The sequence below is a fragment of the Streptomyces lycii genome (assembly GCF_009735685.1).
In the GTDB taxonomy this organism is placed as follows: Bacteria; Actinomycetota; Actinomycetes; order Streptomycetales; family Streptomycetaceae; genus Streptomyces; species Streptomyces lycii.
Window position 1 is genome coordinate 1 of record NZ_WHPN01000307.1, and the last position, 22,493, is coordinate 22,493.

The window sequence follows — 22,493 nt, forward strand, 5'->3', positions numbered from 1 at the left end:
GGCGGGGAAGTCGCCGGGCGGTCAGGCCGGCTGCGGCCGGGCCAGCTCGGCACGGCCGAACAGCAGCGCATAGCCGGAGGGAAGGTCGCCGATCAGGCGGTCCACGAGGTCGTCACCGGCCACGTCCGCCACCACGCTGAGGACGGAACTGACATCCCACCGGGCGGTGGCGGGTGTCGCGCCCTCGATGCGGGCCGCCACGCCGTCCACGAACTCCGAGGCGGTCAGCGGCTGGACGGCAGGTATCTGCGCGGCGACCACGGCGGCGGCCTCGGGCGGCAGCCGGCGGGCCAGTTCCACCCGCTCCGGCCCCGTCACATGGCCGCCGAGGGCCGAGAGCACGATGCGGGTCACCCGCTCGGCTTCCTTGCTGGTCGGGTACTGCCCGCGTTCGCGCACCGCTTCGACGAGCCTGCTCCAGTGCATGGTTCGGTATCCCTTTCCTCTCTCCGCCGCGGGACTTCCGCGGTCAGCTGCTGATCTGCTTGGGTGTGTCGCCGCCCGTGATGCGGATCTTCTTCGGCTTGGCCTGCTCGGCGACCGGGATCCGCAGGGTGAGCACGCCGCCCTCGCAGTGGGCGTCGATGCGCTCGGTGTCGAGCGTCTCGCCCAGGAAGAGCTGGCGGCTGAAGCTGCCCGACGGCCGCTCGGACGCGATCACCTCGGCGCCCTCGGGGGCCGGGAAGCGACGCTCGGCGCGGACGGTCAGGACGTTCTGCTCGACATCGATGTCGATGCTCTCCGGATCGGTGCCGGGCAGGTCGAAGTGGACGACGAAGTCCTCACCGGACCGGTACGCGTCCATCGGCATGGCCGTCGCCGGCCGGTTCGCCGCACCGAAGACCTGCTGGGTCAGCCGGTCGAGTTCCCGGAACGGGTCGGTACGCATGAGCACCACGATCATCTCCTCTCGTGCGACTCCACTGAGTGCGATGCCCTATACCTTGTTATATAGCTCGCAGGAGAAAAATTGACAAGAGGCAACTCAAGCTCAGCAGTGGCTCCTCCCTTCTGCCCCCGCCGGAGGCGTTCATGTGCGTCTTGACAGCCGCCCCGTGAGCGCAGCAGTCTCGGTGGGAGCGCTCCCATGAGGTCGGGTGCGGTCCGGTCCGTCGCGGCCGGACCCCGTCCACCCCCATCTCCGCCCCCCACGTCCGGAAGGACCGACCCATGAGCCACACGCTTCGCCGTGCCCCGCGCGCCCCCGGCCGTACCCCCGGCGCCCGTCCGCTGCTCGCCGTCCTCGCCCTCACGGGACTGGCCTGCGGCGCGCTCGCCGCGCCCGCCGCCGCGGCCGGCCAGGCCGCCGGACCGGAACTCGTCGTCAACGGTGATTTCGAGGAAGGCGTCACCGCCCCGTGGTGGTGGACCGAGAACAACCCGGCTTCCGTCGAGGACGGGCAGCTGTGCGCCGACATTCCGGGCGACACCGTCGACCCCTGGGAGGCCATCATCGGCCAGGACGACATCCCGCTGGCCGCCGGTGAGGTCTACACCCTGACCTACACCGCGACGGCCACCGCCGACGTCACCATCCGCGTCAACGTCCAGGAGGCGGAGGAGCCGTACGCCACGGAGCTGACCTCCGACGACGAGATCGGCGCGGAGGCGGAGCCGGTCAGCCACGAGTTCACCGCCCAGAGCGACAACGACGCGGCGCAGCTCGCCTTCCAGGTGGGCGGCAACGACGCGTTCACGCTGTGCCTGGACGACATCTCGCTGACCGGCGCCGAGTAACCGGAGAGCAGCGCGGCCGGCGTCCCCCCTCGCCCTTCGAGGGGGCGCCGGACCGCGGAGCGCCGCCGCGGCGTGCGCCGCGTGCGCCGTGCGGCACGGCCGGCCGGTTGCGCCGGACGGTCGGCCGCGTGGGCGGGCCGGTGCGCCGGCCGGGTGCCCGCGCGAAGAACCCGTGGGTGCCGCGGCGGCTCCGTCGTGGCACCGTGCTCCCGCGGCACCGATGAGTTCCGCGGCCCGGGGAAGTCCGTACACCCGACAGCGGACGAACGGCGTCGTGGAAGGACCGTGATGAGAGAGCTGATCGTGTCGGAGCTCGTGACCCTGGACGGTGTGATGGAGGCGCCGGGCGGGGAGCCCGGCCATCCGCACACCGGCTGGGCCGCGGAATACCACGAGCCCGAGTACATGGACTACAAGCTCCACGAGGTGCTCGCCGCCGAGACCCTGCTGCTGGGCAGGGTGACGTACGAGTCCTTCGCCGGCGCCTGGCCCGGCTACACCGGCGAGTTCGCCGACAAGATGAACGGCATGCCCAAGGTCGTGGTCTCCCGCACGCTCACCGAGCCGGCCTGGCACAACACCACGGTGCGCGCGGAGGACCCCGTCTCCGTCGCCGGCGACCTCAGGGCACAGGACGGCGGCCCCGTGCTGGTCACCGGCAGCCGGACCCTGGTGCACACCCTCCTCGGCAACGGTCTGGTGGACGAGCTGCGGCTGATGGTCTTCCCCGTGACCGTCGGCACCGGCGCGCGGGTGTTCCCCGAGACGACCCGGAAGGCGGTGTGGCGGCTCACGGACACGGCGCCCTTCGCGAGCGGTGTCCGGGTGGACACGTACCGGCCCGCCTGATCCCGCCGGATGCGCTCACTCCGGTCCTCCGGCGGCGCGGCGGGGCGCGGGTGCGTCGACACGTCCCGCGGTGATTGCGCGTTCCCGGGGTATTCGACAGGGTCGGACGGGAAATACGCGCCGTGACCGGCGGATCCCCGGTCCGGCCGGCGCCAAGGAAACCGTGAGCGATGGGACGGATGCCATGCCTCTGGAAGGCGAGTACGAGCCGAGCCCCGAGCAGTGGGTGCGCGACCAGGTCGAGCTCTACGAAAGCTCCGGCGGAACCGAGGGCACGACGATGCGCGGCATGCCGGTCATCGTGCTCACGACCCGCGGCGCCAAGAGCGGCAAGATCCGCAAGACCCCGCTGATGCGGGTGGAGCACGACGGCGACTACGCCGTGGTCGCTTCCCAGGGCGGCGCTCCCCGGCACCCGGTCTGGTACCACAACCTCGTGGCCGACCCCCGGGTCGAGCTGCAGGACGGCCCGGAGCGGCGGGACATGACCGCCCGTGAGGTCACCGGTGACGAGAAGAAGGTGTGGTGGGAGCGCGCCGTCGCGGCCTTCCCCGACTACGCCGACTACCAGAGGAAGACCGACCGGGAGATTCCCGTCTTCGTACTCGAACCGGCGGCCACGCCCCACTGACCCCCGCGCGCGGCAGGCCCGGGACACCGCGGGAACCGGGGCCACCGGCTCCCGCGGCGTCCCGCGCGCGGCCGCGCACGGGTACCGAACGCGACGGCGGACGACCAAGGAGACGAGCGATGGACCACTCCCGCGTGCCCGTGCTGGAAGCGCTGGAGGACTTCCGGCGCCGGGGCGACGTGGTGTACGGACCTCCGGGGCACAAGCAGGGCCGGGGCGTCGACCCCCGTGTCCTGCGGTGCTGGGCGAGGGCGTCTTCAGCTCCGACGTGCTGTCCCTCAACGGCCTGGACGACCGCCGCAAGTCCCACGCCGTCGTGGGGCAGGCGGAGGAGCTGATGGCGGACGCCGTCCGGGCGGACCGTGCCTTCTTCTCGACCTGCGGCAGTTCCCTGTCGGTCAAGACGGCGATGCTGGCCGTCGCGGGCCCGGGCGAGAAACTGCTCGTCTCCCGCAACGCCCACAAGTCCGTGATCGCGGCCGTCATCGTCAACGGGGTCGACCCGGTGTGGGTGCACCCGCACTTCGACGCCGGGCGGCAGCTGGCGCACCCGCCCGGGCCCGAGGACGTCGAGCGTGCCCTGCGGGCGCACCCGGAGGCCAAGGGCATGCTGCTGATCAGCCCCACCGACTGGGGCTCGTGCGCGGACATCCGCGGGGTGGCCCGGGTCTGTCACGCCCTCGACGTCCCGCTCATCGTCGACGAGGCGTGGGGCGCCCATCTCCCCTTCCACGACAGCCTGCCGACCTGGGGCATGGACGGTGAGGCCGATCTCGTCGTCACCAGCGTGCACAAGATGGGCGGGGCCGTCGAGCAGAGCTCCGTCTTCCATCTGCGGGGTGACCGGGTGGCGGTGGACGTGCTCAAGCAGCGCGAGGACCTGCTCGGCACCACCAGCCCGTCCTCACTGGTGTACTGCGCGCTCGACGGCTGGCGCCGCCAGATGGTCGAGCAGGGCGGGGAACTGCTGGACACGGCACTGCGCCGGTCGGCCCGGATCCGCGCCGAGGTCGCCGCCATGCCCGGGCTGCGGCTGCTGGACCAGGAGGCCGTCCACGAGGGGTACACGGCCGAGCTGGACCCGTTGAAGATCACTGTCGACGTGCGGGAGTTGGGCATCAGCGGCATGCAGGCGGCCGAGTGGCTGCGCACGGCCCGGCATGTCGACGTCGGAGCCTCCGACACCTGCCGGATCAGCGGGCAGATCACGCACGCGGACGCCGACCGGACCGAGGAGCTGTTCGTGGACTCGCTGCGGGCCCTGGTGGAGGAGGCCGGTTCCCTCGAGCGGCGGCCCCGGGTGCTGCTGCCGGAACCGGGCGCCCTGGAGCTGGAGCAGGCGATGCTGCCCCGGCACGCCTTCTTCGGCGAGGCGGAGCAGGTCCCGGCGGAGAAGGCGGTGGGCCGGATCGCCGCGGAGATGACGAGCCCGTATCCGCCGGGGGTTCCCGTGGTGGCGCCGGGCGAGGTCATCACCGCCGAGGTGGTGGACTTCCTGGTCAGCGGAGCGGCGGCGGGCCTGCTGATCCCCGACGCCGCCGACCCGTCGATGCGGACGATGCGGGTCGTGGCCCGCTGACGCCCGCGGCGGCCCGCCGCCCCCGGTGCCGCACCGCCTCCGGCGCGCCGTCCGGCGGCCCGCCTCCCGGGATGTGACGGGCCATGGGCCGGGCCGCGGTCCGGGGGCTAATCTGACGCCGGGGCGGTCCGGCCCCGCGGGAGAGCGCCTCGACCCCCTGGAGCAGCCATGACGGGATCCGACGCCACAGCCGAGCGCGACGACACCGGCCGGCCGCACCCCGCCCGGGTGTACGACTGGCTCCTGGGCGGCAGCAACAACCATCCCGTGGACCGCGCCCTGGCCGAGCAGATGCTCCGCGTCCACCCGACGGCCGCGTACAGCGCGCGTACGAACCGGGCGTTCATGCACCGCGCCACCCGCCTGCTGGCCGGTGAGGGCATACGGCAGTTCCTCGACATCGGCAGCGGCATCCCCACCGAGCCGAACCTGCACCAGACCGCCCGGGCGGTGGCGCCGGACTCGCGCGTCGTCTACGTCGACCACGACCCGCTCGTGCTGCGGCAGTCCGCGGCCCTGCTGGCCGGTACACCGGAAGGCACCACGCACTACGTGGACGCCGACGCGCGCGAACCGGAACACGTCGTCGCCGCGGCCCGGGAGTTCCTGGACTTCCGGCGTCCGGTCGCCCTCTCCCTCAACGCGCTGCTGCACTTCATCCCCGACGAGGACGCCCACCCCCTGGTCCGCAGCCTCGTCGGCGCCCTCGCTCCCGGCAGCGCCCTGGTCCTCTCGCACGGCACGGGGGACTTCGACCCGGAGGCCGAGGCGGAGGTGCGGCGGCTCTACGCGGCGGGCGGCGTCACCCTGCGGGCCCGCTCGCACGCCGAGATCGCCCGGTTCTTCGAAGGGCTGGAACTCGTCGAACCGGGCCTGGTCCTGCCCACCGAGTGGCGGCCGGACGACGCCACCGAACTGCCGGACCGCGATGTCGTCGTCCCCGGCTACGCCGGTGTGGCGTACAAGCGCTGACGGCCCGGCGGCACGGCCCGCCGCGCATGCGACGGCTCCCGCGCCTGCCGCGCGGGAGCCGTCGCCCCGGGGTGGGCGGCGCGTGGCCGCCGGCCGGCGGCAAGGTCAGGCGTGCCGGTGCGTGCTGCGGCCCGCGACGACCCGGTAGAGGGCCAGCAGGATCAGCGAGCCGATGATGGCGGCGATCCAGGTGGAGAGGTCGAAGAAACCGTCGATGGAGTCGACCCCGAAGATGACCTTGCCGAGCCAGCCGCCGAGCAGACCGCCCACGATGCCGATCAGCATGGTGATGATGATGCCGCCCGGGTCCTTCCCCGGCATCAGGGCCTTGGCGATGGCGCCGGCAAGAAGCCCGATGATGATCCACGCGATGATGCCCATGATGGTTCTCCTGACTCGGTTCGGACAACTCCGTTCTGTTCATCGCGTGCGCGGCGGGAGCGGTTTCAAACGCCGGAACCGCCGGGGAACGCGGGACACCGGCGCGACGCGCGGTGCGTCACGCCGGTGTTCCGGCCCGTCCGCGGCCCGGCGGCCCGGCGGCCAGGTGCGCGTGTGTCAGAAGAAGACCCCGCAGCGCAGCAGGACGTTGGCGTACGGCCGGGCCTCTCCGGTGCGTACGACCAGACGGGCCCCGGCGGCGCGGACCTTGAGCTCTTCGTGGGGGACGAGTTCCAGGGCGGGGAAACGGCCGTGCAGGAGCCGGGCGGTCTCGGGGTTGGCCCCGGTCACCTCGTGCGCGGCCGTCGCCCCCTCCAGTACCAGCTCCGCGAGCAGCCCGTCGAGGACGTCGGCGAACGCGGGGATGCCGGCCCGGAAGGCGAGATCGACGACCTCGGGACCGGTCGGAAGGGGCATGCCGGCGTCGCACACCAGGACGGTGTCGGTGTGCCCCAGCCCGGCCAGTGCCCCGGCGAGCCGGCGGTTCAGGATGCCGTGTTTCCTCACAGGGCGGCGACCTCCTCGGGAGTGGGAAAGGATTCCTGCGCGCCGGGGGCGGTGACGGCGGCCGCGCCGACGCGCACGGCGTACCGTGCGGCGTCCGGCAGGCTGTCGCCCCGCCCGAGGCGCCAGGCGAGCGCCGCGGTGAAGGCGTCGCCGGCCCCGGTGGTGTCGACCGCCTCCACCCGTGGGCTGGTGATGTGGACGCAGGTGTCGTCGCGGCTGTCGGCGACGAGCGCGCCGCGGGCGCCGAGGGTGATGACGACGGACCGCGGGCCGAGTTCCAGCAGGGCACGCGCCCGGTCCTCGGGCGCCGTGCCGCTTCTGTCGCCCGCCCCGCCGGTATTCGCCCCGGCCGCTCCGGCCTGCCCGTTCGCGTCGGCCCCGGCCCTGCCGTCGGCGCCGAGGACGAACCGGGCCTCGTGCTCGTTGAGGACGAGCGGGTCGCAGGCGGACAGGATCTCGGCGGGCAGTGCGGCGGGCGGCGAGGGGTTGAGCACGAAGCGGCTGCCGCCGGGCAGGTGCCGGACCAGTTCGCCGACGGTCTCCAGCGGGATCTCCAGCTGGGCGGACACGACCCGCGCCGCGCCGATCAGGTCCGCGGCCTCCCGGACGTCACCGGGGGTGAGCCGGGCGTTGGCGCCGGGGGAGACCACGATGCTGTTGTCGCCGTCCGGGTCCACGGTGATGAGAGCGACGCCGGTCGGGGCCCCGCCGACGAGCACCGCCGCGGTACTCGCGCCCGCCGAGCGCAGCGAGTCCAGCAGCAGCCGTCCGTGGCCGTCGTCGCCGACCCGGGCCAGCAGCGCGGTGCGGGCCCCCAGCCGGGCCGCGGCGACGGCCTGGTTGGCGCCCTTGCCGCCGGGGTGGACGCGCACATCGGAGCCGAGGACGGTCTCGCCCGCGGCGGGACGCCGCTCGACGCCGATGACCAGGTCGGCATTGGCCGATCCCACCACCAGCAGGTCGCAGCGCGCGGCGGGCTCCGCCGCGGGTGTCCCGGCCGTGCTCATGAGAAGTCGTCCACGTTCTTCGCGGTCACGACCTTGACCGGCACCTTCACCATGGACGGGGTCTCCTTGCCCTCGGCGGCCCTGACGGCGTTCTCCACCGCCATCCTGCCGAGTTCTCCGGGCTGCTGCGCGACGGAGGCGAACAGACTGCCGTCCTTGACGGCCTTCAGCCCGTCCGGGGTTCCGTCGAAGCCGACGACGGGGACCGAGTCCCCGGCCCTGGCGCCCAGCGCCTTGATCGCGCCGAGAGCCATCTCGTCGTTCTCCGCGAAGACGCCGTCCACGCCACGGTGCGACTGGAGGAGGTTGGTCATGACGTCCAGGCCCTTGGTGCGGTCGAAGTCGGCGGGCTGCTTGGCGACGACCTCGATGCCCGGGTAGTCCTTGATGCCCTCGGCGAAGCCCTTCCCGCGTTCACGGCTGGCCGTGGTGCCCGCCGTTCCCTGGAGCACGACGACCGTGCCCTTGCCGCCGAGCTTCTCCGCCAGCGACTTGGCGGCCTGCCGTCCGCCGGTGACGTTGTCGGAGGCGACGAGCGTGGCGGTGTCCGCCTTGTTGACGGCCCGGTCGACGGCGACGACGGGTATGCCCGCCTTGCCCGCGGAGCGGGTGGCCGGGCCGGCGGCGTCGGAGTCCACCGGGTTGACGATGATCGCGCTCCGGCCCTCGCTGGTGAAGTTCTGCAACTGGTTGGCCTGCTGGGAGGCGTCGTTCTGGGCGTCGGTGACCGTGAGGTCGATGCCCCGCTCCTTCGCCTCCCGCTGGGCTCCGGCCTTCATCTGCACGAAGAAGGGGTTGTTGAGCGTGGACAGCGACATGCCGAGCTTGGTCGTCGTGGTGCCCGAGGGGCCGGAGCGCCAGAACGTCACGGCGGCGACCACGGCCGCGACGCACACCAGGGCGACGGCGTACCGCGCCGCCCGCGCTCCCTTGCCGCCCGCCCCGGGGCCGGACGTCCCGGGGGCGCCCGCCGCGGCGGGTGTCACGCCGGCCCGGCGGCGCAGCGTGTCCAGCAGGACGGCGAGGGCGATGACGACACCGATGACGACCTGCTGCCAGAAGGCGGAGACCGACAGCAGGTTCAGGCCGTTGCGCAGGACGGCGAGGATCAGCGCGCCGATCAGCGTGCCGGAGGCCTTGCCGACGCCGCCCGCCAGGCTGGCGCCGCCGATGACCACCGCGGCGATGGCGTCGAGCTCGTAGCCCTGGGCGGCCTGCGGCTGGGCGGAGACCAGGCGGGAGGCGAGCACGATGCCCGCGACGGCGGCGAAGGCGCCGGACAGCGCGTAGATGGCGAGCTTCTGCCGCTTGACGCGCAGCCCGGACAGGCGCGCGGCCTCCTCGTTGCCGCCGATGGCGTACATCGAACGGCCGAGGTAGGTGCGGCCCAGGATCAGCGCCGTGAGCAGGCCCGCCGCGATCATGACGAGCACCGGGACGGGGAGCCAGCCGCCGAGGGTGGTGCCGATCCCGGAGACCGACTCGGGGAAGGCGATCGGGCTGCCCTGCGAGATGACCAGGGCCAGGCCGCGGCCCACGGACAGCATGGCCAGGGTGGCGATGAACGGCGGCAGCTTGCCGTAACTGACCAGGGCGCCGCTGACCAGACCGCAGGCCAGACCGGTGCCGAGGGCCAGCAGCACCGAGATCCAGACGGGCAGGCCCTGTTCGCTGGCCGTCCAGGCGAGCACGGTGGCCGACAGCGCGGCCACCGAGCCCACCGACAGGTCGATGCCCGCGGAGACGATGACGAAGGTGACACCGAAGGCGAGGATCGCGGTGACCGCGGCCTGCACCCCGACGTTGAGCAGGTTCTGCGTGGTCAGGAAGTCACCGGAGAGCAGGGACATCCCCACCACCAGCACCACCAGGGCGCTGAGCGCGCCGTTCTCCAGCAGCAGCCGGCGCACGGCGCCCGCCCGGCCTGCCGGGGCGCCGCTCAGATGCGTGTCAGAGGCCACGGGAGCCCTCCTCGTTCTGTGTCGCTGTGTTCGTCGTGCTCACGGCCAGGGCCATCACGGCGTCCTGGGTGGCCTCGTCGGCGGGAAGTTCGCCCGCGAGCCGGCCCTGGGACATGACCAGGACCCGGTCGCTCATGCCCAGGACTTCGGGCAGATCACTGGAGATCATCAGGACGGCGTGCCCGGCGGCGGTCAGCTCGTTGATCAGCTGGTAGATCTCCACCTTGGCGCCGACGTCGATGCCGCGGGTCGGCTCGTCGAGGATCAGCACCCGGGCCCGGGCCAGCAGCCACTTGCCGATGACGACCTTCTGCTGGTTGCCGCCGGACAGGGTGCGCACCTGCTGGCCGAGCCCGGCCATCCGTACGCCCAGCTTCTCGGCGATGCGTCCGGCCGCGGCGCGCTGGCCGGCGCGGTCCACGAGCCCGGCCCGGGTGGCGGACCGCAGGGTGACCAGGCCCAGGTTGTCCTGCACGGAGGCGTCCAGCAGCAGGCCCTGGCCCTTGCGGTCCTCGGGCACCAGCCCGATGCCGGCGGCCAGGGCGGCGTTCACGTCGTGCCGGGCCAGCCGGGTGCCGCCGACCTCGACGGTGCCGCGGTCGTAGGGGTCGGCGCCGAAGACGGCGCGGGCGACCTCGGTCCGCCCCGCGCCGACCAGCCCGGCCAGGCCGACGACCTCACCGGCGCGCACCTCGAAACTGACGTCGTGGAAGACGCCGTCGCGGGTCAGTCCGCGCACCGTCAGCAGCGGCTCCCCGGTGCCGGGCCGGGTCCGCGGATACTGCGCCTCGATGCTGCGGCCCACCATCAGCCGCACCAGCTCGTCCTCCGGGGTTCCGGCGGGGACCCGGCCGACGCTGCGGCCGTCGCGCAGCACGGTGACCCGGTCGCCGACGGCGGCGATCTCCTCCAGGTGGTGGGTGATGAAGACGATGCCGACGCCCGTCTCGCGCAGCGTGCGGACGATGGAGAAGAGCTTCTCCACCTCCTCGGAGGTGAGGACGGCGGTCGGCTCGTCCATGATCAGCACGCGGGCGTCCAGGCTGAGCGCCTTGGCGATCTCCACCATCTGCAGCTGCGCGATGCCCAGTTCGCGGACCTTGGCGCGCGGGGAGACGCGCACGCCGACCCGCTCCAGCAGTCCGGCGGCCTCGGCCTCCATGCGCTTGCGGTCGACCAGGCCGTAGCGCCGCGGCTGACGGCCCAGGAAGATGTTCTCGGCGACCGTCAGGTCGGGGACCAGGGTGAACTCCTGGTGGATCGTGGCGATCCCGAGCCGCTCGGCGTCCTGGGCGCCGTGGATCCGCACCTCCTTCCCGTCGGCGAGGACGCGTCCGTCGTCCGGGGCGTGGACGCCGGAGAGCACCTTGATCAGGGTGCTCTTCCCGGCGCCGTTCTCGCCCAGCAGGACGTGGACCTCGCCGCGGCGCAGGTCGAAGTCGACGCCGTCGAGGGCGACCACGCCGGGGAACGTCTTACGGATGCCTTCGATGCGCAGCAACGTCTCTGGGCTGCTCACGGGTTGCTCCTGGGGTGGGGGACGGAGGATGCGGCGGACCGGCGGGCCCGGTGCGGGCGGGACGTCACGGGGTGCCCGGGGGCGCCGGGTCCGCCGCGGGTTCGCCGCACGAGCGGCGGACGACGAGACGGGCGGGGAGCGTCACCGAGGGCGGGCGTCTGCCCTCCAGCCGCTCGGCCAGCGCCCGTACGGCAGCGCGGCCGAGGTCGCCGGTCGGCTGGGCGATCGCGGTGACCGGGGGATCGGTGTGCACGAACCAGGGGATGTCGTCGAACGCGGCGAGCGCCATGTCCTGGGGGATGCGCAGCCCCCGCTCGTGCAGGGCGTCCATGGCGCCGAGGGCCATCAGGTTGTCGGCGGCGAAGACGGCGTCGGGAGGTTCGGGGAGGCGGAGGAAGCCCTCGGTGACCCGGCGGCCGCTGTCGGCCTGGAAGTCGCCCTGGCCGAGGTACGGGGCGGGCAGCGGCAGTCCGTGCTCGCGCAGCGCGGTGCGGAAGGCCTCGACGCGCTCGTGCCCGGTGGTGGTCGTGGCCGGCCCGCTGATCATGGCGAGCCGGCGGTGCCCGAGGGCGTACAGGTGGGCCACGAGCCCGGTCACGGCGGCGCGCCCGTCGGCGCGGACCACGGGGACGTCGAGACCGGGGATCCAGCGGTCGACGAAGACCATCGGCGTCCCCCTGCGGGCGGCGTCGTGGATCATCGGGGAACCGCCGTCGGCGGGGCTGACCAGCAGTCCGTCGATACGCCGCTCCAGCAGGGTGGTGATGTGGTGGTCCTGCTGCGCGGGCTGCTCGTCGGCGTTGCCGATGATGACGCTGTAGCCCAGGGCCCGTGCCTCGTCCTCCACGGAGCGGGCGAGCTGGGTGAAGAAGGGGTTCAGCACATCGCTGATCACCAGGCCGAGGGTGCGGGTCCGGCGGGTGCGCAGGGAGCGGGCGACGGCGTTGGGGCGGTAGCCGAGCCGTTCGACGGTGGCCAGGACGCGGGCGCGGGTGTCGGGGCTGACGGCGGGGTGGCCGTTGAGGACGCGGGAGACGGTGGCGACGGAGACCTGTGCCGCGGTGGCGACGTCCTTGATGCTCGCCATGGGATCCCACCTCCTCGTGGTATCGATTACACCGAGGATTGGAAACGATTACATCGTCGGGGGTCAAGAGGTGGCCCGGCCTCCGATGCCGGATCGTGACCTCGGCCGGACCGCCGGCCACGGCCGCGGGCCGGCCGCGCACCGGCCCCCCGTACCTTCCACGCGCCGCTCCCCCGTACCTCCCCCCGCGCCGCCCCCGTTATCTTTTTCGCGGTCCTGCAAGAGGGCCGCCGGCCTCCGGGCCCGGCATGACTGTTGCCCCCTGTCGAAGTCGATGACCTGGGGGGTGGTGTCACCGGGTCCGAGGGGTGCCGTCGGAGACGCTGATCAGAGGTCCGGCCACCCCCCGCGCCGCTCCCCCCGCCGCTCCCGTCGCGCACCGTCCGGTGGCCGGCGGCGGCCCTCAGCCGGGCAGGGGCCGGACGGCGACGGTGGTGCCGGCCGCGCGCAGCCGGGCCACCAGGGCGTCACCGATGCCGGTCGCCGGGGTGAGGACACCGCCGGGGGAGTCCGGCAGCGCGTCCCGGTCCAGCGCGAGGGCGAGGGCCGACTGGCCGAGCATCACCGCGGTCGCCCGGTAACCCGGGTCGCCCTGGGCCCGGAAGCGGGCGGTGTACCGCGCGCCGGTCGTGGTGATCGTGAACAGGTCCGCGGTGAAGTGCCCCCGCTCCCGGGTCTCCTCGTCCGGCCCGGTGCCGGGCGCGGGCAGCAGCCGGTCCAGCAGCCGGCGGGTCGGCGGCAGGGCCAGCCCCGCCAGCAGCCCGCCGATCCCCGCGGCCGTACCGGCGGCGATGAGCGGGGACAGCGGCCCGCGGCCGGCGGCCATCGCCTCCCGGTAGCGGAAACGCGAACCGTAGGCGTGACCGCGCAGGGCGTTGCTGCGCCGCACGACACGCGTGTTGAAGGGGGCCATGACGAAGGGCGCCAGCGTGCCGCGCAGCGCGGGGCTGACGGCGGAGCCCCTGAGGAGCGCGAAGTCGCTCTGCCGGCCGAAGTCGGGCTCGGCGGCCCGGTCGGGACTGAGGGTGTACGGGTCCAGGACCTGCCGCCGGCGCGCGCGGTCCGTGCGCATCGTGTCGATCTGCCCGCGCAGGGAGTCGATGGTGCCGCCGCTGATCCCGCCGCGCACGGAGGTGAGCACCAGTGCGGTGCCCGTCATCTCGCCCGCCCCGTCGGCCCGCACCCGCTCGTGCAGGACGTGCACCCCGATGTCGGAGGGGACGGAATCGAATCCGCAGGCGTGGACGATCCGCGCGCCGGTGCCGCGGGCCAGTTCGTGATGGGCGTCGATGCTGTCGCGGACGAAGAGCACCTCACCGGACAGATCGGTGTAGTCGGTGCCGGCCGCGGCGCAGGCGTGGGCCAGCGGCATGCCGTACCGGGCGTACGGGCCGACGGTGGTCACGACGACGTGCGCGGCGGCGGCGATCCCGCCCAGCGCGGCCGTGTCGTGGGCGTCGGCGACCAGCAGCGGCCAGTCGCGGGCGCGCTCGCCCAGCCGGGAACGGGTGGCCTCCAGCCGCTCCCGCGACCGCCCGGCCAGCGCGATCCGGGTGCTCCGAGGTGCGGCGGCGGCGAGATGAGCGGCGGTCAGCTCGCCGACGAAGCCGGTCGCGCCGTACACCACGATGTCCAGATCGCGTACGCGTGAGCGCGGCCCGGCCGGGTTGTCGTGCGGGCGGTCCCGCGGCCCGTCCTTCGGGCTGTCAGGGGTGTTGTCGTCCATGAAGGCACCCTGTCACGGGCGTCGCCCGGGTCCCGTGCCGCGGCCGCCGGACCGCGTCGTTCACCGGGTGCGCTCCCAGCCGCGCCGCGGGGCTCGTGAACCCAGGCGCACGTCGCGGCTGCGGTGGACGGTGTACGGACGGGTGAGGTAGCCCACCGGGGCGGCCCGTCGGGACGGCGAGCATGTGGACCAGCCCGGTGAAGGACCGGATGCCGAACAGGGCGAGCGCGCTGAGCGCGTGCCGCTGGAACAGTCCGGCCCGTCGGCCCGTCAGCCGCCGTCACCCGGTGGACCGTTCCGGGAGGACCAGCCGCGCGTCTCCCCAGTCGGCGTGGTCGTTGTTGATGCCGTCGCCGCCGTCCGTGACGCGCAGGGTGAGGGTGTCCACGCCGCGGACGTCCGCGGCGAGGGTGAACGGCGGGTCACCGGACCGCAGGACGCCGCTGCGGGCCAGGACCATACCGTCACCGATCACTTCGAAGACCACGGAGCCCGCGGCGGACACCTCGTCGTCGACTCCCGTGTGCGCGGTGAACCGTTCGTAGGCACCGGCCAGTTCCAGCGTGATGTCCGCGTCGGCGTGCACGCCGACGCCCTTGTCGTACGTGGTGCCGCCGATCCGCAGCGGGCCGCCGTCGCCTGCCGCCTGCTCCCCGTTGGACCGGTCGCGTTCGGCCGGGCCCCAGCCGTTGGTCTCGGCCGTGAACGGCAGGTCGCTCGCGTAGCGCACACCGGGCGGATGGACGAAGGCCCGTACCGCCTGCCGCACGCGCAGAGCGGGCGCGTCGGCTCCGGCGCCCGGGACGCGGTAGGTCGCGGTCACGGGGACCGGGGTGTAGCCGAAGGCGGCGTCCCGCGGAACGGTGACCTGCCAGCGGGCGGTCAGCGGCTCGCCGGTCGCGAGTTCCCCCGCCCGCGCGCCCGTGCCCTCCACCGTCCAGCCCTCGGGCGCCTCCGCGTCCAGGGTGACATCGGTGACGGGGCCGAACGCGTCGACGGTGAACCGCCCTTCGACGCCGACCGTCGTTCCGCGTTCGGCGACGGGGTTCCGCGGGCCGGCGGTCAGGGGCGCGGGCGGCACGCGGTCCACCGGCCGGTCGCAGCCGGTGACGCCGGGCCCGGCGCGGCAGACGAGGGCGGCGAAGCCTCCGCCGGCCCGGGCCGGGACGTTCAGCGTGTCGTGGCGGTCCAGGACCCGGCTCTCCCGGACCAGCCCGCCGTCGCCGTCCCGTACGGTCTCGACCAGCCAGTTCCCGCCGGGCAGGAAGTCCAGCGGGACGCGGAGCGTGCGGGCCGCGCCGGAGGTGACGGCGCCGAGGAACCAGTGACGCCCGCCGGCCGTCCGGGGGACCCGGGCGAGCCCCGCGCCTGCCGCCGGTCAGGCCCGTACGTCCACGGAGCGGTGGACCCGCGCCGCCCCGCTCCGCCGTCGAACGGACCCGTTTGCTCCGTACGGAGCGCGGGAACCCGGGGGCGGTCCGGCAGAAGGGAAGCACGCCGTGACCGAGACCGACCACGCCCGCATCCGGGACGAGGCGCTGCCGCTGTCAGGTGCGGGCTCGCTGGATCCCCTGCTCGAACGCGTCGGCGACGCCCGCTACGTCCTGCTCGGCGAGGCCTCGCACGGCACCGCCGACTACTACCGGCTGCGGGGCGCGCTGACCCGGCGGCTGATCGAGGAGAAGGGCTTCTCCTTCGTCGCCGTGGAGGGCGACTGGCCCGACTGCCAGGCCGTGCACTGCTCGCTCGTCGGTGCGCGGGACGCGCCCGAGGACCCCCGCGAGGTGCTGGAGGGCTTCCGCCGCTGGCCGACGTGGATGTGGGCCAACACGGACGTCGCCGCGTTCACGAGATGGCTGCGGAAGCACAACGAGGACCTGCCGCCCGGGCGCCGCGTCGGCTTCTTCGGGCTGGACGTGTACAGCCTGTGGGAGTCGCTCCACGCGGTCCTCGACCACCTGCGCGCACACGACCCCGACCGGGTGGAACGGGCGGTGGAGGCGTACCGCTGCTTCGAGCCGTACGCCGAGGACCCCCAGTCCTACGCGCTGGCCACCCGCTTCACCCCCGAAGGCTGTGAGCCCGAGGTGGTGGCGCTGCTCACCGGGCTGCGCCGGCGGGCCGCGGAGACTACGGCCGCGGACGGGAGCCTGGCGGAGTTCGCCGCCCGGCAGAACGCGGAGGTGCTGGCCGGAGCCGACCGGTACTACCGGGCCATGATCGGCAGCGGTCCGGAGTCGTGGAACATCCGCGACCACCACATGGCCGACACCCTCGACCGGCTCATGGAGCACCACGGCCCGGACGCCAAGGCGGTGGTGTGGGCGCACAACACGCATGTCGGTGACGCCCGCGCCACCGACATGGCCGACGCGGGCATGGTCAACATCGGCGGGCTCGTCCGCGAACGGCACGGGGCCGAAGGCGTCGTACTCGTCGGATTCGGCTCCTTCTCCGGCACCGTGATCGCGGCGGAAGGCTGGGGCGAGGTCCCCCGGAGGACGGAGGTCCCGCCCGCGCGCCCGGGCAGCGTCGAGGACCTGCTGCACCAGGTGTTCCCCGGCGGACAGGCCCTGTTCGTCTTTCCCCCGGCGGACGGCGGGGGGCAGGGCGCCGGCGGGTCACCGGAGTGGTTCCTCCGGCAGCGTGACCACCGTGCCATCGGGGTCGTCTACCGGCCGTGGCAGGAGCGCTGGGGCAACTACGTGCCCACCGTCCTCGGCCGGCGTTACGACGCCTTCTGCCACCTCGACCGGACCGGCGCCCTCACCCCGCTGAGCCCCGTCCCGGCCCGTACCGCCGAGGAACAGACATGGCCCGAAGGCCTGTGAGTCCCGTACGGAACCCGCCGCGCGGGGCACCCCCACCGGGCGGGGCACCGGCCCGGCACCCCGAGAACTCCGCCCGGCGGTGGTGCCGGGCTGCCCGCGCCGGGCGGACGCCCGGCGCGACCGGCCGGCCGCGGTGCCGTGCNCGGCGGCCGGGATTCCCGACGGCCGGCAATCGGCCGGCGAAACGGAGGTGACCGCCATGACCGCCAAGGCCGGCGAGAGGGCCCAGAAGACCGGGGACTTCTACTGCGCGAAGTGCGACGAGAAAGTCCACGCGGAGCAGGGAAAGAAGATCCCGGCCTGTCCCAACGGGCACAAGGAATTCGAAACCCGCAGGAACGAGCCCGGCAACAAGTCGTGAGCGGAGCCTTGTGGAACTGCCCGCGTGCCGTTGCCGTCACCGGCGTCCGCATGCCGCTAGTTTCCCTCCTGCGAGGCTCTTCGACCGCCTCCAGCAACAGCCAAGGCCCATTCCGGGCCGCGGCCACTCGTCCGGAAAGGGACCCGGAATGGCTACCGGAACAGTCAAATGGTTCAACTCTGAGAAGGGTTACGGATTCATCGAGCAGGACGAGGGCGGACCCGACGTGTTCGCGCACCAGAGCAATATCGACGTCCAGGGGTACCGGGAACTCTCCGACGGGCAGAGGGTGGAGTTCGATGTCACTCAGGGACAGAAGGGCCCACAGGCCGAGAACATCCGGCCGATCTGACGGAGAGCGCGGGAGCGGCCCCCGGCCCCGTGGTCCGGGAGCGGGCGGGACGGGCACGGCCGGCACCGGTCCCGGAGAGCCGGGACCGGTGCCGGTGACCGACGGCGCCTTCGGTCACGGCACCGGCACCGTCACCAGCAGCGGCTGAGCCCGGCACTCCGGACCGGACCCCGCGGCTCGGGGGCGGCGGGCCGCTACCGGTTGGGATCGGCCGCTACCGGTTGGGATCGGCGGCGCTGACGTGGCTCAGCGCCGACTCGGGATCACGTTCGACGGCCAGATCGCCGAGCGAGACGATGCCCACCGCACGCCCGTCCTCCACCACGGGCAGCCGGCGTACCGCGTGACCGCGCATCAGCTCCACCGCCTTGTCGACGGAGTCCTGCGGCGAGACGGTGACCAGTTCGGGGCTGCAGGCATCCCGCACCGTCTTCGCGCCGGTGTCACCGCTTTCGGTGAGGATCCGCACCGCCAGGTCGCGGTCGGTCACCAGTGCCTTCACCTGGTCCTCTTCGGCGACGACGACGGCACCGATGTCCTCGTCCCGCATACGCCGGGCCACCTCCGCCACGGGGGTGTCCGGCCGCACCGTGACGGGCCGGCCGGTCATGACCTCACGTACCTGCTGCACCATCGGAAGCTCCTTGTCGGATCGGTCGCTCAACGTCGTGGGGGCGGCTCGTCGCCGGGCCGGGGAGTCCCCTCCCTGCGACCGGGACGGAGCCTCCGTCCGCCGCGCACGGCCGCGAGACGCCCCCGGGCCCTCCGGGTGCCCGGCAAACGGCCCGGGAACCACCCCACCGCCCGCCGCGACCCGGCCGGGCCCCGTGTCCGGGCGGCGGGGGGCCGGAAAGCGCATACGTCCGGCCGCCACGGGTACACGGCCGCGCCTCGAGCACTCGACCGCCCCGGCGCGTATCTGCCGACCGCCCGGGCCGCACGGTGCCGCCCGAGCGACAGCCGAAGGGACACCCGATGACCGTATCGCTGGCCGGCCAGACCGTCGCGGAGCTGGGCGGGGCGCGCAGCGTCCTCGCCCGCCAACGGCGGGACCACACGACGTTGGCACGGCTGATGACGGACTACCGCGACGCCGGCGACGGGCCGCGGGAACAGCTCCTGGACCAGATCAGGCAGCTGGTGTTCAGCCACGCCTTCGCCGAGGAGACGGTCCTCTGGCCCGCTGTCCGCCGACTGCTGCCGGACGGGGAAGAGCTGACCGCGCGCGTGGAAACCGAACACCAGCAGATCAACGAACTTTTCGCGGACATCGACCGTCTCGGGCCGCTCGACCCGGAGCACGACAGCCGCGTCGAACGGGCGTTCCAACTGATCGACGAGGACATCCGCGACGAGGAGGACGAGCTGCTGCCCCGTCTGCAAGCAGTCGCCGGCCGCCGCCGGCTCGTGCGGTTGGGACGGGCCTGGGAGGCGAGCCGGCTGACCGCCCCCACTCGTCCGCACCCCGGGGTGCCGAGGCGACCGCCGGGCAACGTGACCCGGGGCGTGCCCCTGAGCGCCTACGACCGCACCCGCGACCTGCTCACCCCGGGCAGGGACAGCCCGATGTGGAAGGCCGCCCTGACGGCGGGCGCGGCGGGCGTGGCGGGCACGGTGTGGACGGCCCGGAGGATGCTGCGCGCCCGGCGCGCCGGGAGATGACGTCGTTCCGGGGCGGTCGCGGCGCCGGACGCGTCGGCGGACGGCCGGACCGGTTTCCCGCGGAAGGCGCCGGGCCCGGCCCGACGCGGGCCGTCATCCCTCCACGCCGGTCGAGGCGTGCGCGGAGCCGATCGGTTTGGACTCCGGGGAACCGCGCTGGCGCAGATATACGGAGAGGACGGCCATGGAGGCGATGGCCAGCAGCTCGGACTGCCAGTTCTGCAGCGTACGGCTCCAGAAGTCGGCCGATGTGAGGTACTGGCCCCAGGACAGGGGAGCCTGCAACTGCTGGAGCCGCCGCTCGTTGTGGGCGGCCGCGCCCGCGAGGGACTGGGCCAGCCAGGAGAGGACGAAAATGGTGCCCATGACCAGACCGAGGGAACGCGAGAACACCCACTGCCGGGTGCCTCCGGCCGAGGCCCAGCGGGGCGAATCAGCCGCCGCGTGCTCGCCGGCGTACTGCTCCTCGTCGGACTCCCGGCCCTCCCGGCCGGGGCTCTTCGACTCCGGGGAGCCGCGCTGGACGAGCCAGACGGTGAGGAAGATGTAGAGGAAGAACTGGAGATACTCCGACTGCCAGTTCTCCATGACGTCGACGCCGAAGTCGGAACTCGACACGTACGTCCAGAAGCCGACCGGTTCCAGCTGCTCGGCCTCCAGCTGGTTGTTGTACTCGGTCCGGCCCGCGAGGGCCTGTCCCGCCAGGGCCAGCAGGAACGCGGCGAGGAAGAACAGGCCGAGGCTGTTGTCCCGCAGGAACCCGCGCCGGTTGCTCATCGCTGCAACACCCCCAGCACGATGACGTAGACCAGCCCGGCGGCGATCAGCAGCAGACAACCGGTGAACATCAGCCGCATGGCGCTCAACCGCCCTTCACCGTGCAGTCGTAGGGCTGTTCCGGGCGCGGTTCACAGCCCGCGGCCACCACTTTCCAGCCGTCGTCGAAGCCGGCCAGGAACAACGTGTCCCCGGCCAGCCGCACCCGTGCCTGGCGGCCGTGGACGTCCACCCGGCGGACGGTGCCGGCCGGGCTCAGCTCCTCCTCCAGCACCGCCCGCGGGCACAGCGCGCCGGAGGACTTCACCAGCTCGTCACGGGTGCCGGGGGCCAGCGCCTCGCACGCGGCGGCACCGTCCCCCGTCCGCAGCGCCTCCTCGAACGCGAGGGCCGCCTCCGAGGCGGCCGTCCGCCGCTCGTCCAGGCTTCCGCACCCGGTGATCGTCAGTACCGCGGCCGCCGCGCATCCGGCGGCGATCCGCCACTGCGGCATCGGCACACCGCACCTCCTCCTCGGTCGTCCGCCGGGCACGGCCTCACGGGGCAACCGCACACTCCGGAGGGGAACCCGCCGGGTCCTCCGCCACCGGATGTGCGGCCACGGAAGGCCCCGTGAGCCTCGGCGCCGCGGCCTCCCGGCGAACCGGTCGCGGACGGTGGGCGGCGCCGTGGCGGACGCCCGGCATTCATGGTGTACCCCACCGGCGGAAGCACGCCCCCGGATTGGGCTGTCGATCGGCGCGTCACTCCCGTACCGGACGCCGGCGGCCCACCGTCCGGTTCCGGGGCCCCCGGCCGGGACCCGGGCCCGCCCCGTGTCACTGGCGGCTGATGCCCCGTGAGACGCCGGCGGCGACGGCCGTCGCCAGGATCCACCCGGCGGCCGTCAGCGCGTAGGCGAGCCATTGCCCGGTGCCGCGTGCCACGAACGCGGTCTCCTGGCCGAAGGCGGTGACCGGAACGAGAAGGTCGAGCGTGTAGAAGACGGCCTGGAACCGCGGTGCCGTCTCCGGTTCCACGGGCACGGGGGGACGCGCGCCGAAGAAGAGCGACCCGCAGGCGAGCAGCGCCATGAGCCAGAGGCCGGCCCGGAGCGGCCGGTAGCCGTAGCCGACGGCCGCGTCCTGGACGTAGGCCCAGAGGCGGGTGTGCGGGGGAAGCATGCCACGCCGCTCGCGCTGCTTGGCGAGGAGCACGGTGCGTGCCTCGTCGTCGTGCCCGAGCCGCTGGTAGGTGGCCGCGAGCTGCTCGTACGGCTGCGGAAGGTAGCCGTCGGAGCTGCGCCGGAGCCAGTCGAGCCGTTCCGCGGCGGTCAGTGGCGAGGACAGGGCGTCGTAGGTGGCCTCCGCCAGCCGGAGGTCCGCGGGCCAGCAGGCCGGGGTGTCGTGCACGGTGCCCAGCCGGGCGTTGCGGGCGTCAACCGTGCCGTCGGCCGGCCGGCGGGTGCGCAGATCGGTCTCCCGGGCCTGCGCCAGCCGCAGGGACAGGGCGGTGCCGCCCGGGTTGGACAGGACGGCGTCGAGGAAGCTGAGCTGCGTGCCGACATTGCTGCCGTCGAGCTTGACGCCGCCGTCGACGGTGAGGCCCCGGCCGAGGTCGAAGTTGCGGGCGACGGTGACGTCGACGGCCTCCAGCGCCACGTCCCCCGGATTGCTCAGCAGCGCTCCGCAGAAGCCGATCCCGGCCGCGACCGTGGCGCCCGACAGGATGACCCGTCCCTCGGAGCTGAAGCCCGGATGGAAGGTGAAGTCCTCGTCGATCTGGACGTGGTAGGCGTCCAGGGCGTGGCCGCCGGGATTGCGCAGGGAGGCGCCCGCCAGGTCGAACTCTCCGGCGACGGCGGCGCCGGAGAGACGGAACCCGCCCCGCACGTCCAGGTTGCCGCACAGCACGTCACCGCCCGCGACGAGGCGGACGGCGGACACCGCCTCGGTCCCGGGCGCGGCGATCGCGGTGTCACGGAGATCCAGGTCGCCGTGGATCTGTGAACCGGTGAGGACCAGGGGGCCGGTCAGGCGGCAGCGCGACAGGACCAGCCTGCCGTCGAACTGGGCGGTGCCGGCTGCGAGACCCGGCACGACACATCCGCAGAGCACCAGTTCGCGGCACCTGGCACCGCCGAGCGAGGGAACGTCGTCGAAGACACACTCCTCCAGGCGGACCGGCACGGCCACCTCCGCGAACCGCAGATCCAGCCTGCCCGTGACACGGACACCGGCCAGGCGCAGTCCCGGCCGGCCGCCCGGAGCAACATCGTCACCGGCACCGAGCAGCAGCGCCGCGACGACCTCGGCCCGGACCGCGGGCCGCGCCGCCGGAGGGCCGCCCCGGGCGTCCACGGGAGCGCCCGTGGCGAAGGAGTTCCACAACTGGCTTTCGGTGTCGTTGAGTTCGCCGGGCCGCATGGTTGACGATCATGCTGGCGCGGAGCGCCCGGGACAAGACGGGACGCCGTGAAGCCGCCCGGCGCCGCGCGCGGCCGGCGTGACGGCCG

The 22,493-nt window shown here is 73.7% G+C and carries 22 protein-coding genes and 2 pseudogenes; 9 read left to right on the forward strand and 15 right to left on the reverse strand.

All coding sequences use genetic code 11. From position 1 onward, the window contains the following. Positions 1-21: 21 nt before the first annotated feature. Positions 22-426 (reverse strand): DUF2267 domain-containing protein, encoded by a 405-nt coding sequence (locus GCU69_RS18405; protein ID WP_098755051.1) that lies wholly within the window; start codon positions 424-426, stop codon positions 22-24. A gap of 43 nt (positions 427-469) precedes the next feature. Further along, positions 470-895: an Hsp20/alpha crystallin family protein gene (locus tag GCU69_RS18410; RefSeq protein WP_156206667.1), complete on the reverse strand. Its 426-nt coding sequence runs from the start codon at positions 893-895 to the stop codon at positions 470-472. A 275-nt stretch (positions 896-1,170) separates the two neighbouring features. Between GCU69_RS18410 and GCU69_RS18415 the strand changes: the two genes are divergently transcribed. From GCU69_RS18415 to GCU69_RS18435, 5 genes and pseudogenes are all read left to right on the forward strand, one after another. Further along, entirely contained in the window at positions 1,171-1,737 is a 567-nt protein-coding gene (locus tag GCU69_RS18415; protein WP_098755050.1) for a carbohydrate binding domain-containing protein, read from the forward strand. 288 nt (positions 1,738-2,025) lie between these two features. Further along, the gene (locus GCU69_RS18420) at positions 2,026-2,586 is read left to right on the forward strand and encodes a dihydrofolate reductase family protein (protein ID WP_098755049.1); all 561 of its coding nucleotides are present in this window, start codon (positions 2,026-2,028) and stop codon (positions 2,584-2,586) included. 184 nt (positions 2,587-2,770) lie between these two features. After that, entirely contained in the window at positions 2,771-3,217 is a 447-nt protein-coding gene (locus GCU69_RS18425) for a nitroreductase family deazaflavin-dependent oxidoreductase (protein WP_156206659.1), read from the forward strand. Between the two features lie 119 nt (positions 3,218-3,336). Continuing rightward, positions 3,337-4,796, forward strand: a pseudogene (locus GCU69_RS18430) (aminotransferase class I/II-fold pyridoxal phosphate-dependent enzyme). Between the two features lie 168 nt (positions 4,797-4,964). After that, positions 4,965-5,768 (forward strand): SAM-dependent methyltransferase, encoded by an 804-nt coding sequence (locus GCU69_RS18435; RefSeq protein WP_156206660.1) that lies wholly within the window; start codon positions 4,965-4,967, stop codon positions 5,766-5,768. 105 nt (positions 5,769-5,873) lie between these two features. On the opposite strand, the gene GCU69_RS18440 is transcribed toward GCU69_RS18435, so the two are convergent. From GCU69_RS18440 to GCU69_RS34395, 9 genes and pseudogenes are all read right to left on the reverse strand, one after another. Further along, the gene (locus tag GCU69_RS18440) at positions 5,874-6,149 is read right to left on the reverse strand and encodes a GlsB/YeaQ/YmgE family stress response membrane protein (RefSeq protein WP_098755045.1); all 276 of its coding nucleotides are present in this window, start codon (positions 6,147-6,149) and stop codon (positions 5,874-5,876) included. Between the two features lie 177 nt (positions 6,150-6,326). Further along, positions 6,327-6,716 carry a D-ribose pyranase gene (rbsD, locus tag GCU69_RS18445; protein ID WP_098755044.1) on the reverse strand — a complete coding sequence of 130 codons (390 nt, stop codon included), beginning with the start codon at positions 6,714-6,716 and terminating at the stop codon, positions 6,327-6,329. Further along, positions 6,713-7,723 carry a ribokinase gene (locus tag GCU69_RS18450; protein ID WP_156206661.1) on the reverse strand — a complete coding sequence of 337 codons (1,011 nt, stop codon included), beginning with the start codon at positions 7,721-7,723 and terminating at the stop codon, positions 6,713-6,715. The genes rbsD and GCU69_RS18450 overlap by 4 nt, the downstream gene beginning before the upstream one ends. After that, positions 7,720-9,684, reverse strand: coding sequence for an ABC transporter permease/substrate-binding protein (locus GCU69_RS18455; RefSeq protein ID WP_098755042.1), 1,965 nt, complete (start codon positions 9,682-9,684; stop codon positions 7,720-7,722). Before GCU69_RS18455 ends, GCU69_RS18450 begins: the two co-directional genes overlap by 4 nt. After that, the gene (locus tag GCU69_RS18460) at positions 9,674-11,203 is read right to left on the reverse strand and encodes a sugar ABC transporter ATP-binding protein (protein ID WP_098755041.1); all 1,530 of its coding nucleotides are present in this window, start codon (positions 11,201-11,203) and stop codon (positions 9,674-9,676) included. Before GCU69_RS18460 ends, GCU69_RS18455 begins: the two co-directional genes overlap by 11 nt. Before the next feature lie 64 nt (positions 11,204-11,267). Continuing rightward, complete coding sequence (locus GCU69_RS18465; RefSeq protein WP_156206662.1) at positions 11,268-12,290, reverse strand: LacI family DNA-binding transcriptional regulator; 1,023 nt, start codon at positions 12,288-12,290, stop codon at positions 11,268-11,270. Between the two features lie 403 nt (positions 12,291-12,693). Then, positions 12,694-14,016 (reverse strand): saccharopine dehydrogenase family protein, encoded by a 1,323-nt coding sequence (locus tag GCU69_RS18470; protein WP_156206663.1) that lies wholly within the window; start codon positions 14,014-14,016, stop codon positions 12,694-12,696. Positions 14,017-14,296: 280 nt separating this feature from the next. Then, the gene (locus tag GCU69_RS18475) at positions 14,297-15,097 is read right to left on the reverse strand and encodes an NPCBM/NEW2 domain-containing protein (protein WP_235978554.1); all 801 of its coding nucleotides are present in this window, start codon (positions 15,095-15,097) and stop codon (positions 14,297-14,299) included. Between the two features lie 66 nt (positions 15,098-15,163). After that, positions 15,164-15,340 (reverse strand): annotated as a pseudogene (locus GCU69_RS34395) (glycoside hydrolase family 97 C-terminal domain-containing protein); the annotation flags it as partial. Between the two features lie 175 nt (positions 15,341-15,515). Between GCU69_RS34395 and GCU69_RS18480 the strand changes: the two are divergent. From GCU69_RS18480 to GCU69_RS18490, 3 genes are all read left to right on the forward strand, one after another. Then, positions 15,516-16,847 (forward strand): erythromycin esterase family protein, encoded by a 1,332-nt coding sequence (locus GCU69_RS18480; protein WP_156206664.1) that lies wholly within the window; start codon positions 15,516-15,518, stop codon positions 16,845-16,847. Between the two features lie 199 nt (positions 16,848-17,046). Continuing rightward, positions 17,047-17,208, forward strand: coding sequence for a zinc ribbon-containing protein (locus tag GCU69_RS18485; protein WP_156206665.1), 162 nt, complete (start codon positions 17,047-17,049; stop codon positions 17,206-17,208). A 148-nt stretch (positions 17,209-17,356) separates the two neighbouring features. Then, entirely contained in the window at positions 17,357-17,560 is a 204-nt protein-coding gene (locus tag GCU69_RS18490) for a cold-shock protein (RefSeq protein ID WP_098755038.1), read from the forward strand. A gap of 214 nt (positions 17,561-17,774) precedes the next feature. Here GCU69_RS18490 and GCU69_RS18495 read toward each other — a convergent pair whose 3' ends face one another. Further along, entirely contained in the window at positions 17,775-18,194 is a 420-nt protein-coding gene (locus GCU69_RS18495) for a CBS domain-containing protein (protein WP_098755037.1), read from the reverse strand. A gap of 341 nt (positions 18,195-18,535) precedes the next feature. Between GCU69_RS18495 and GCU69_RS18500 the strand changes: the two genes are divergently transcribed. Further along, complete coding sequence (locus GCU69_RS18500) at positions 18,536-19,222, forward strand: hemerythrin domain-containing protein (protein WP_156206666.1); 687 nt, start codon at positions 18,536-18,538, stop codon at positions 19,220-19,222. Positions 19,223-19,315: 93 nt separating this feature from the next. On the opposite strand, the gene GCU69_RS18505 is transcribed toward GCU69_RS18500, so the two are convergent. From GCU69_RS18505 to GCU69_RS18515, 3 genes are all read right to left on the reverse strand, one after another. Beyond that, positions 19,316-19,999 carry a DUF6766 family protein gene (locus GCU69_RS18505; protein WP_098755035.1) on the reverse strand — a complete coding sequence of 228 codons (684 nt, stop codon included), beginning with the start codon at positions 19,997-19,999 and terminating at the stop codon, positions 19,316-19,318. An 85-nt stretch (positions 20,000-20,084) separates the two neighbouring features. Next, positions 20,085-20,492: a nuclear transport factor 2 family protein gene (locus tag GCU69_RS18510; protein WP_170315882.1), complete on the reverse strand. Its 408-nt coding sequence runs from the start codon at positions 20,490-20,492 to the stop codon at positions 20,085-20,087. Between the two features lie 325 nt (positions 20,493-20,817). Next, positions 20,818-22,404: an oxidoreductase gene (locus GCU69_RS18515; RefSeq protein WP_098755034.1), complete on the reverse strand. Its 1,587-nt coding sequence runs from the start codon at positions 22,402-22,404 to the stop codon at positions 20,818-20,820. Positions 22,405-22,493 lie beyond the last annotated feature (89 nt).

What these genes read in the sequence shown, in the direction of transcription:
- GCU69_RS18405 (WP_098755051.1), bottom strand. Translation starts at nt 426, where the DNA reads ATGCACTGGAGCAGGCTCGTCGAAGCGGTGCGCGAACGCGGGCAGTAC.
- GCU69_RS18415 (WP_098755050.1), top strand. Translation starts at nt 1,171, where the DNA reads ATGAGCCACACGCTTCGCCGTGCCCCGCGCGCCCCCGGCCGTACCCCC.
- GCU69_RS18420 (WP_098755049.1), top strand. Translation starts at nt 2,026, where the DNA reads ATGAGAGAGCTGATCGTGTCGGAGCTCGTGACCCTGGACGGTGTGATG.
- GCU69_RS18425 (WP_156206659.1), top strand. Translation starts at nt 2,771, where the DNA reads ATGCCTCTGGAAGGCGAGTACGAGCCGAGCCCCGAGCAGTGGGTGCGC.
- GCU69_RS18435 (WP_156206660.1), top strand. Translation starts at nt 4,965, where the DNA reads ATGACGGGATCCGACGCCACAGCCGAGCGCGACGACACCGGCCGGCCG.
- GCU69_RS18440 (WP_098755045.1), bottom strand. Translation starts at nt 6,149, where the DNA reads ATGGGCATCATCGCGTGGATCATCATCGGGCTTCTTGCCGGCGCCATC.
- GCU69_RS18450 (WP_156206661.1), bottom strand. Translation starts at nt 7,723, where the DNA reads ATGAGCACGGCCGGGACACCCGCGGCGGAGCCCGCCGCGCGCTGCGAC.
- GCU69_RS18465 (WP_156206662.1), bottom strand. Translation starts at nt 12,290, where the DNA reads ATGGCGAGCATCAAGGACGTCGCCACCGCGGCACAGGTCTCCGTCGCC.
- GCU69_RS18470 (WP_156206663.1), bottom strand. Translation starts at nt 14,016, where the DNA reads ATGGACGACAACACCCCTGACAGCCCGAAGGACGGGCCGCGGGACCGC.
- GCU69_RS18485 (WP_156206665.1), top strand. Translation starts at nt 17,047, where the DNA reads ATGACCGCCAAGGCCGGCGAGAGGGCCCAGAAGACCGGGGACTTCTAC.
- GCU69_RS18490 (WP_098755038.1), top strand. Translation starts at nt 17,357, where the DNA reads ATGGCTACCGGAACAGTCAAATGGTTCAACTCTGAGAAGGGTTACGGA.
- GCU69_RS18495 (WP_098755037.1), bottom strand. Translation starts at nt 18,194, where the DNA reads ATGGTGCAGCAGGTACGTGAGGTCATGACCGGCCGGCCCGTCACGGTG.
- GCU69_RS18500 (WP_156206666.1), top strand. Translation starts at nt 18,536, where the DNA reads ATGACCGTATCGCTGGCCGGCCAGACCGTCGCGGAGCTGGGCGGGGCG.
- GCU69_RS18505 (WP_098755035.1), bottom strand. Translation starts at nt 19,999, where the DNA reads ATGAGCAACCGGCGCGGGTTCCTGCGGGACAACAGCCTCGGCCTGTTC.
- GCU69_RS18510 (WP_170315882.1), bottom strand. Translation starts at nt 20,492, where the DNA reads ATGCCGCAGTGGCGGATCGCCGCCGGATGCGCGGCGGCCGCGGTACTG.
- GCU69_RS18515 (WP_098755034.1), bottom strand. Translation starts at nt 22,404, where the DNA reads ATGCGGCCCGGCGAACTCAACGACACCGAAAGCCAGTTGTGGAACTCC.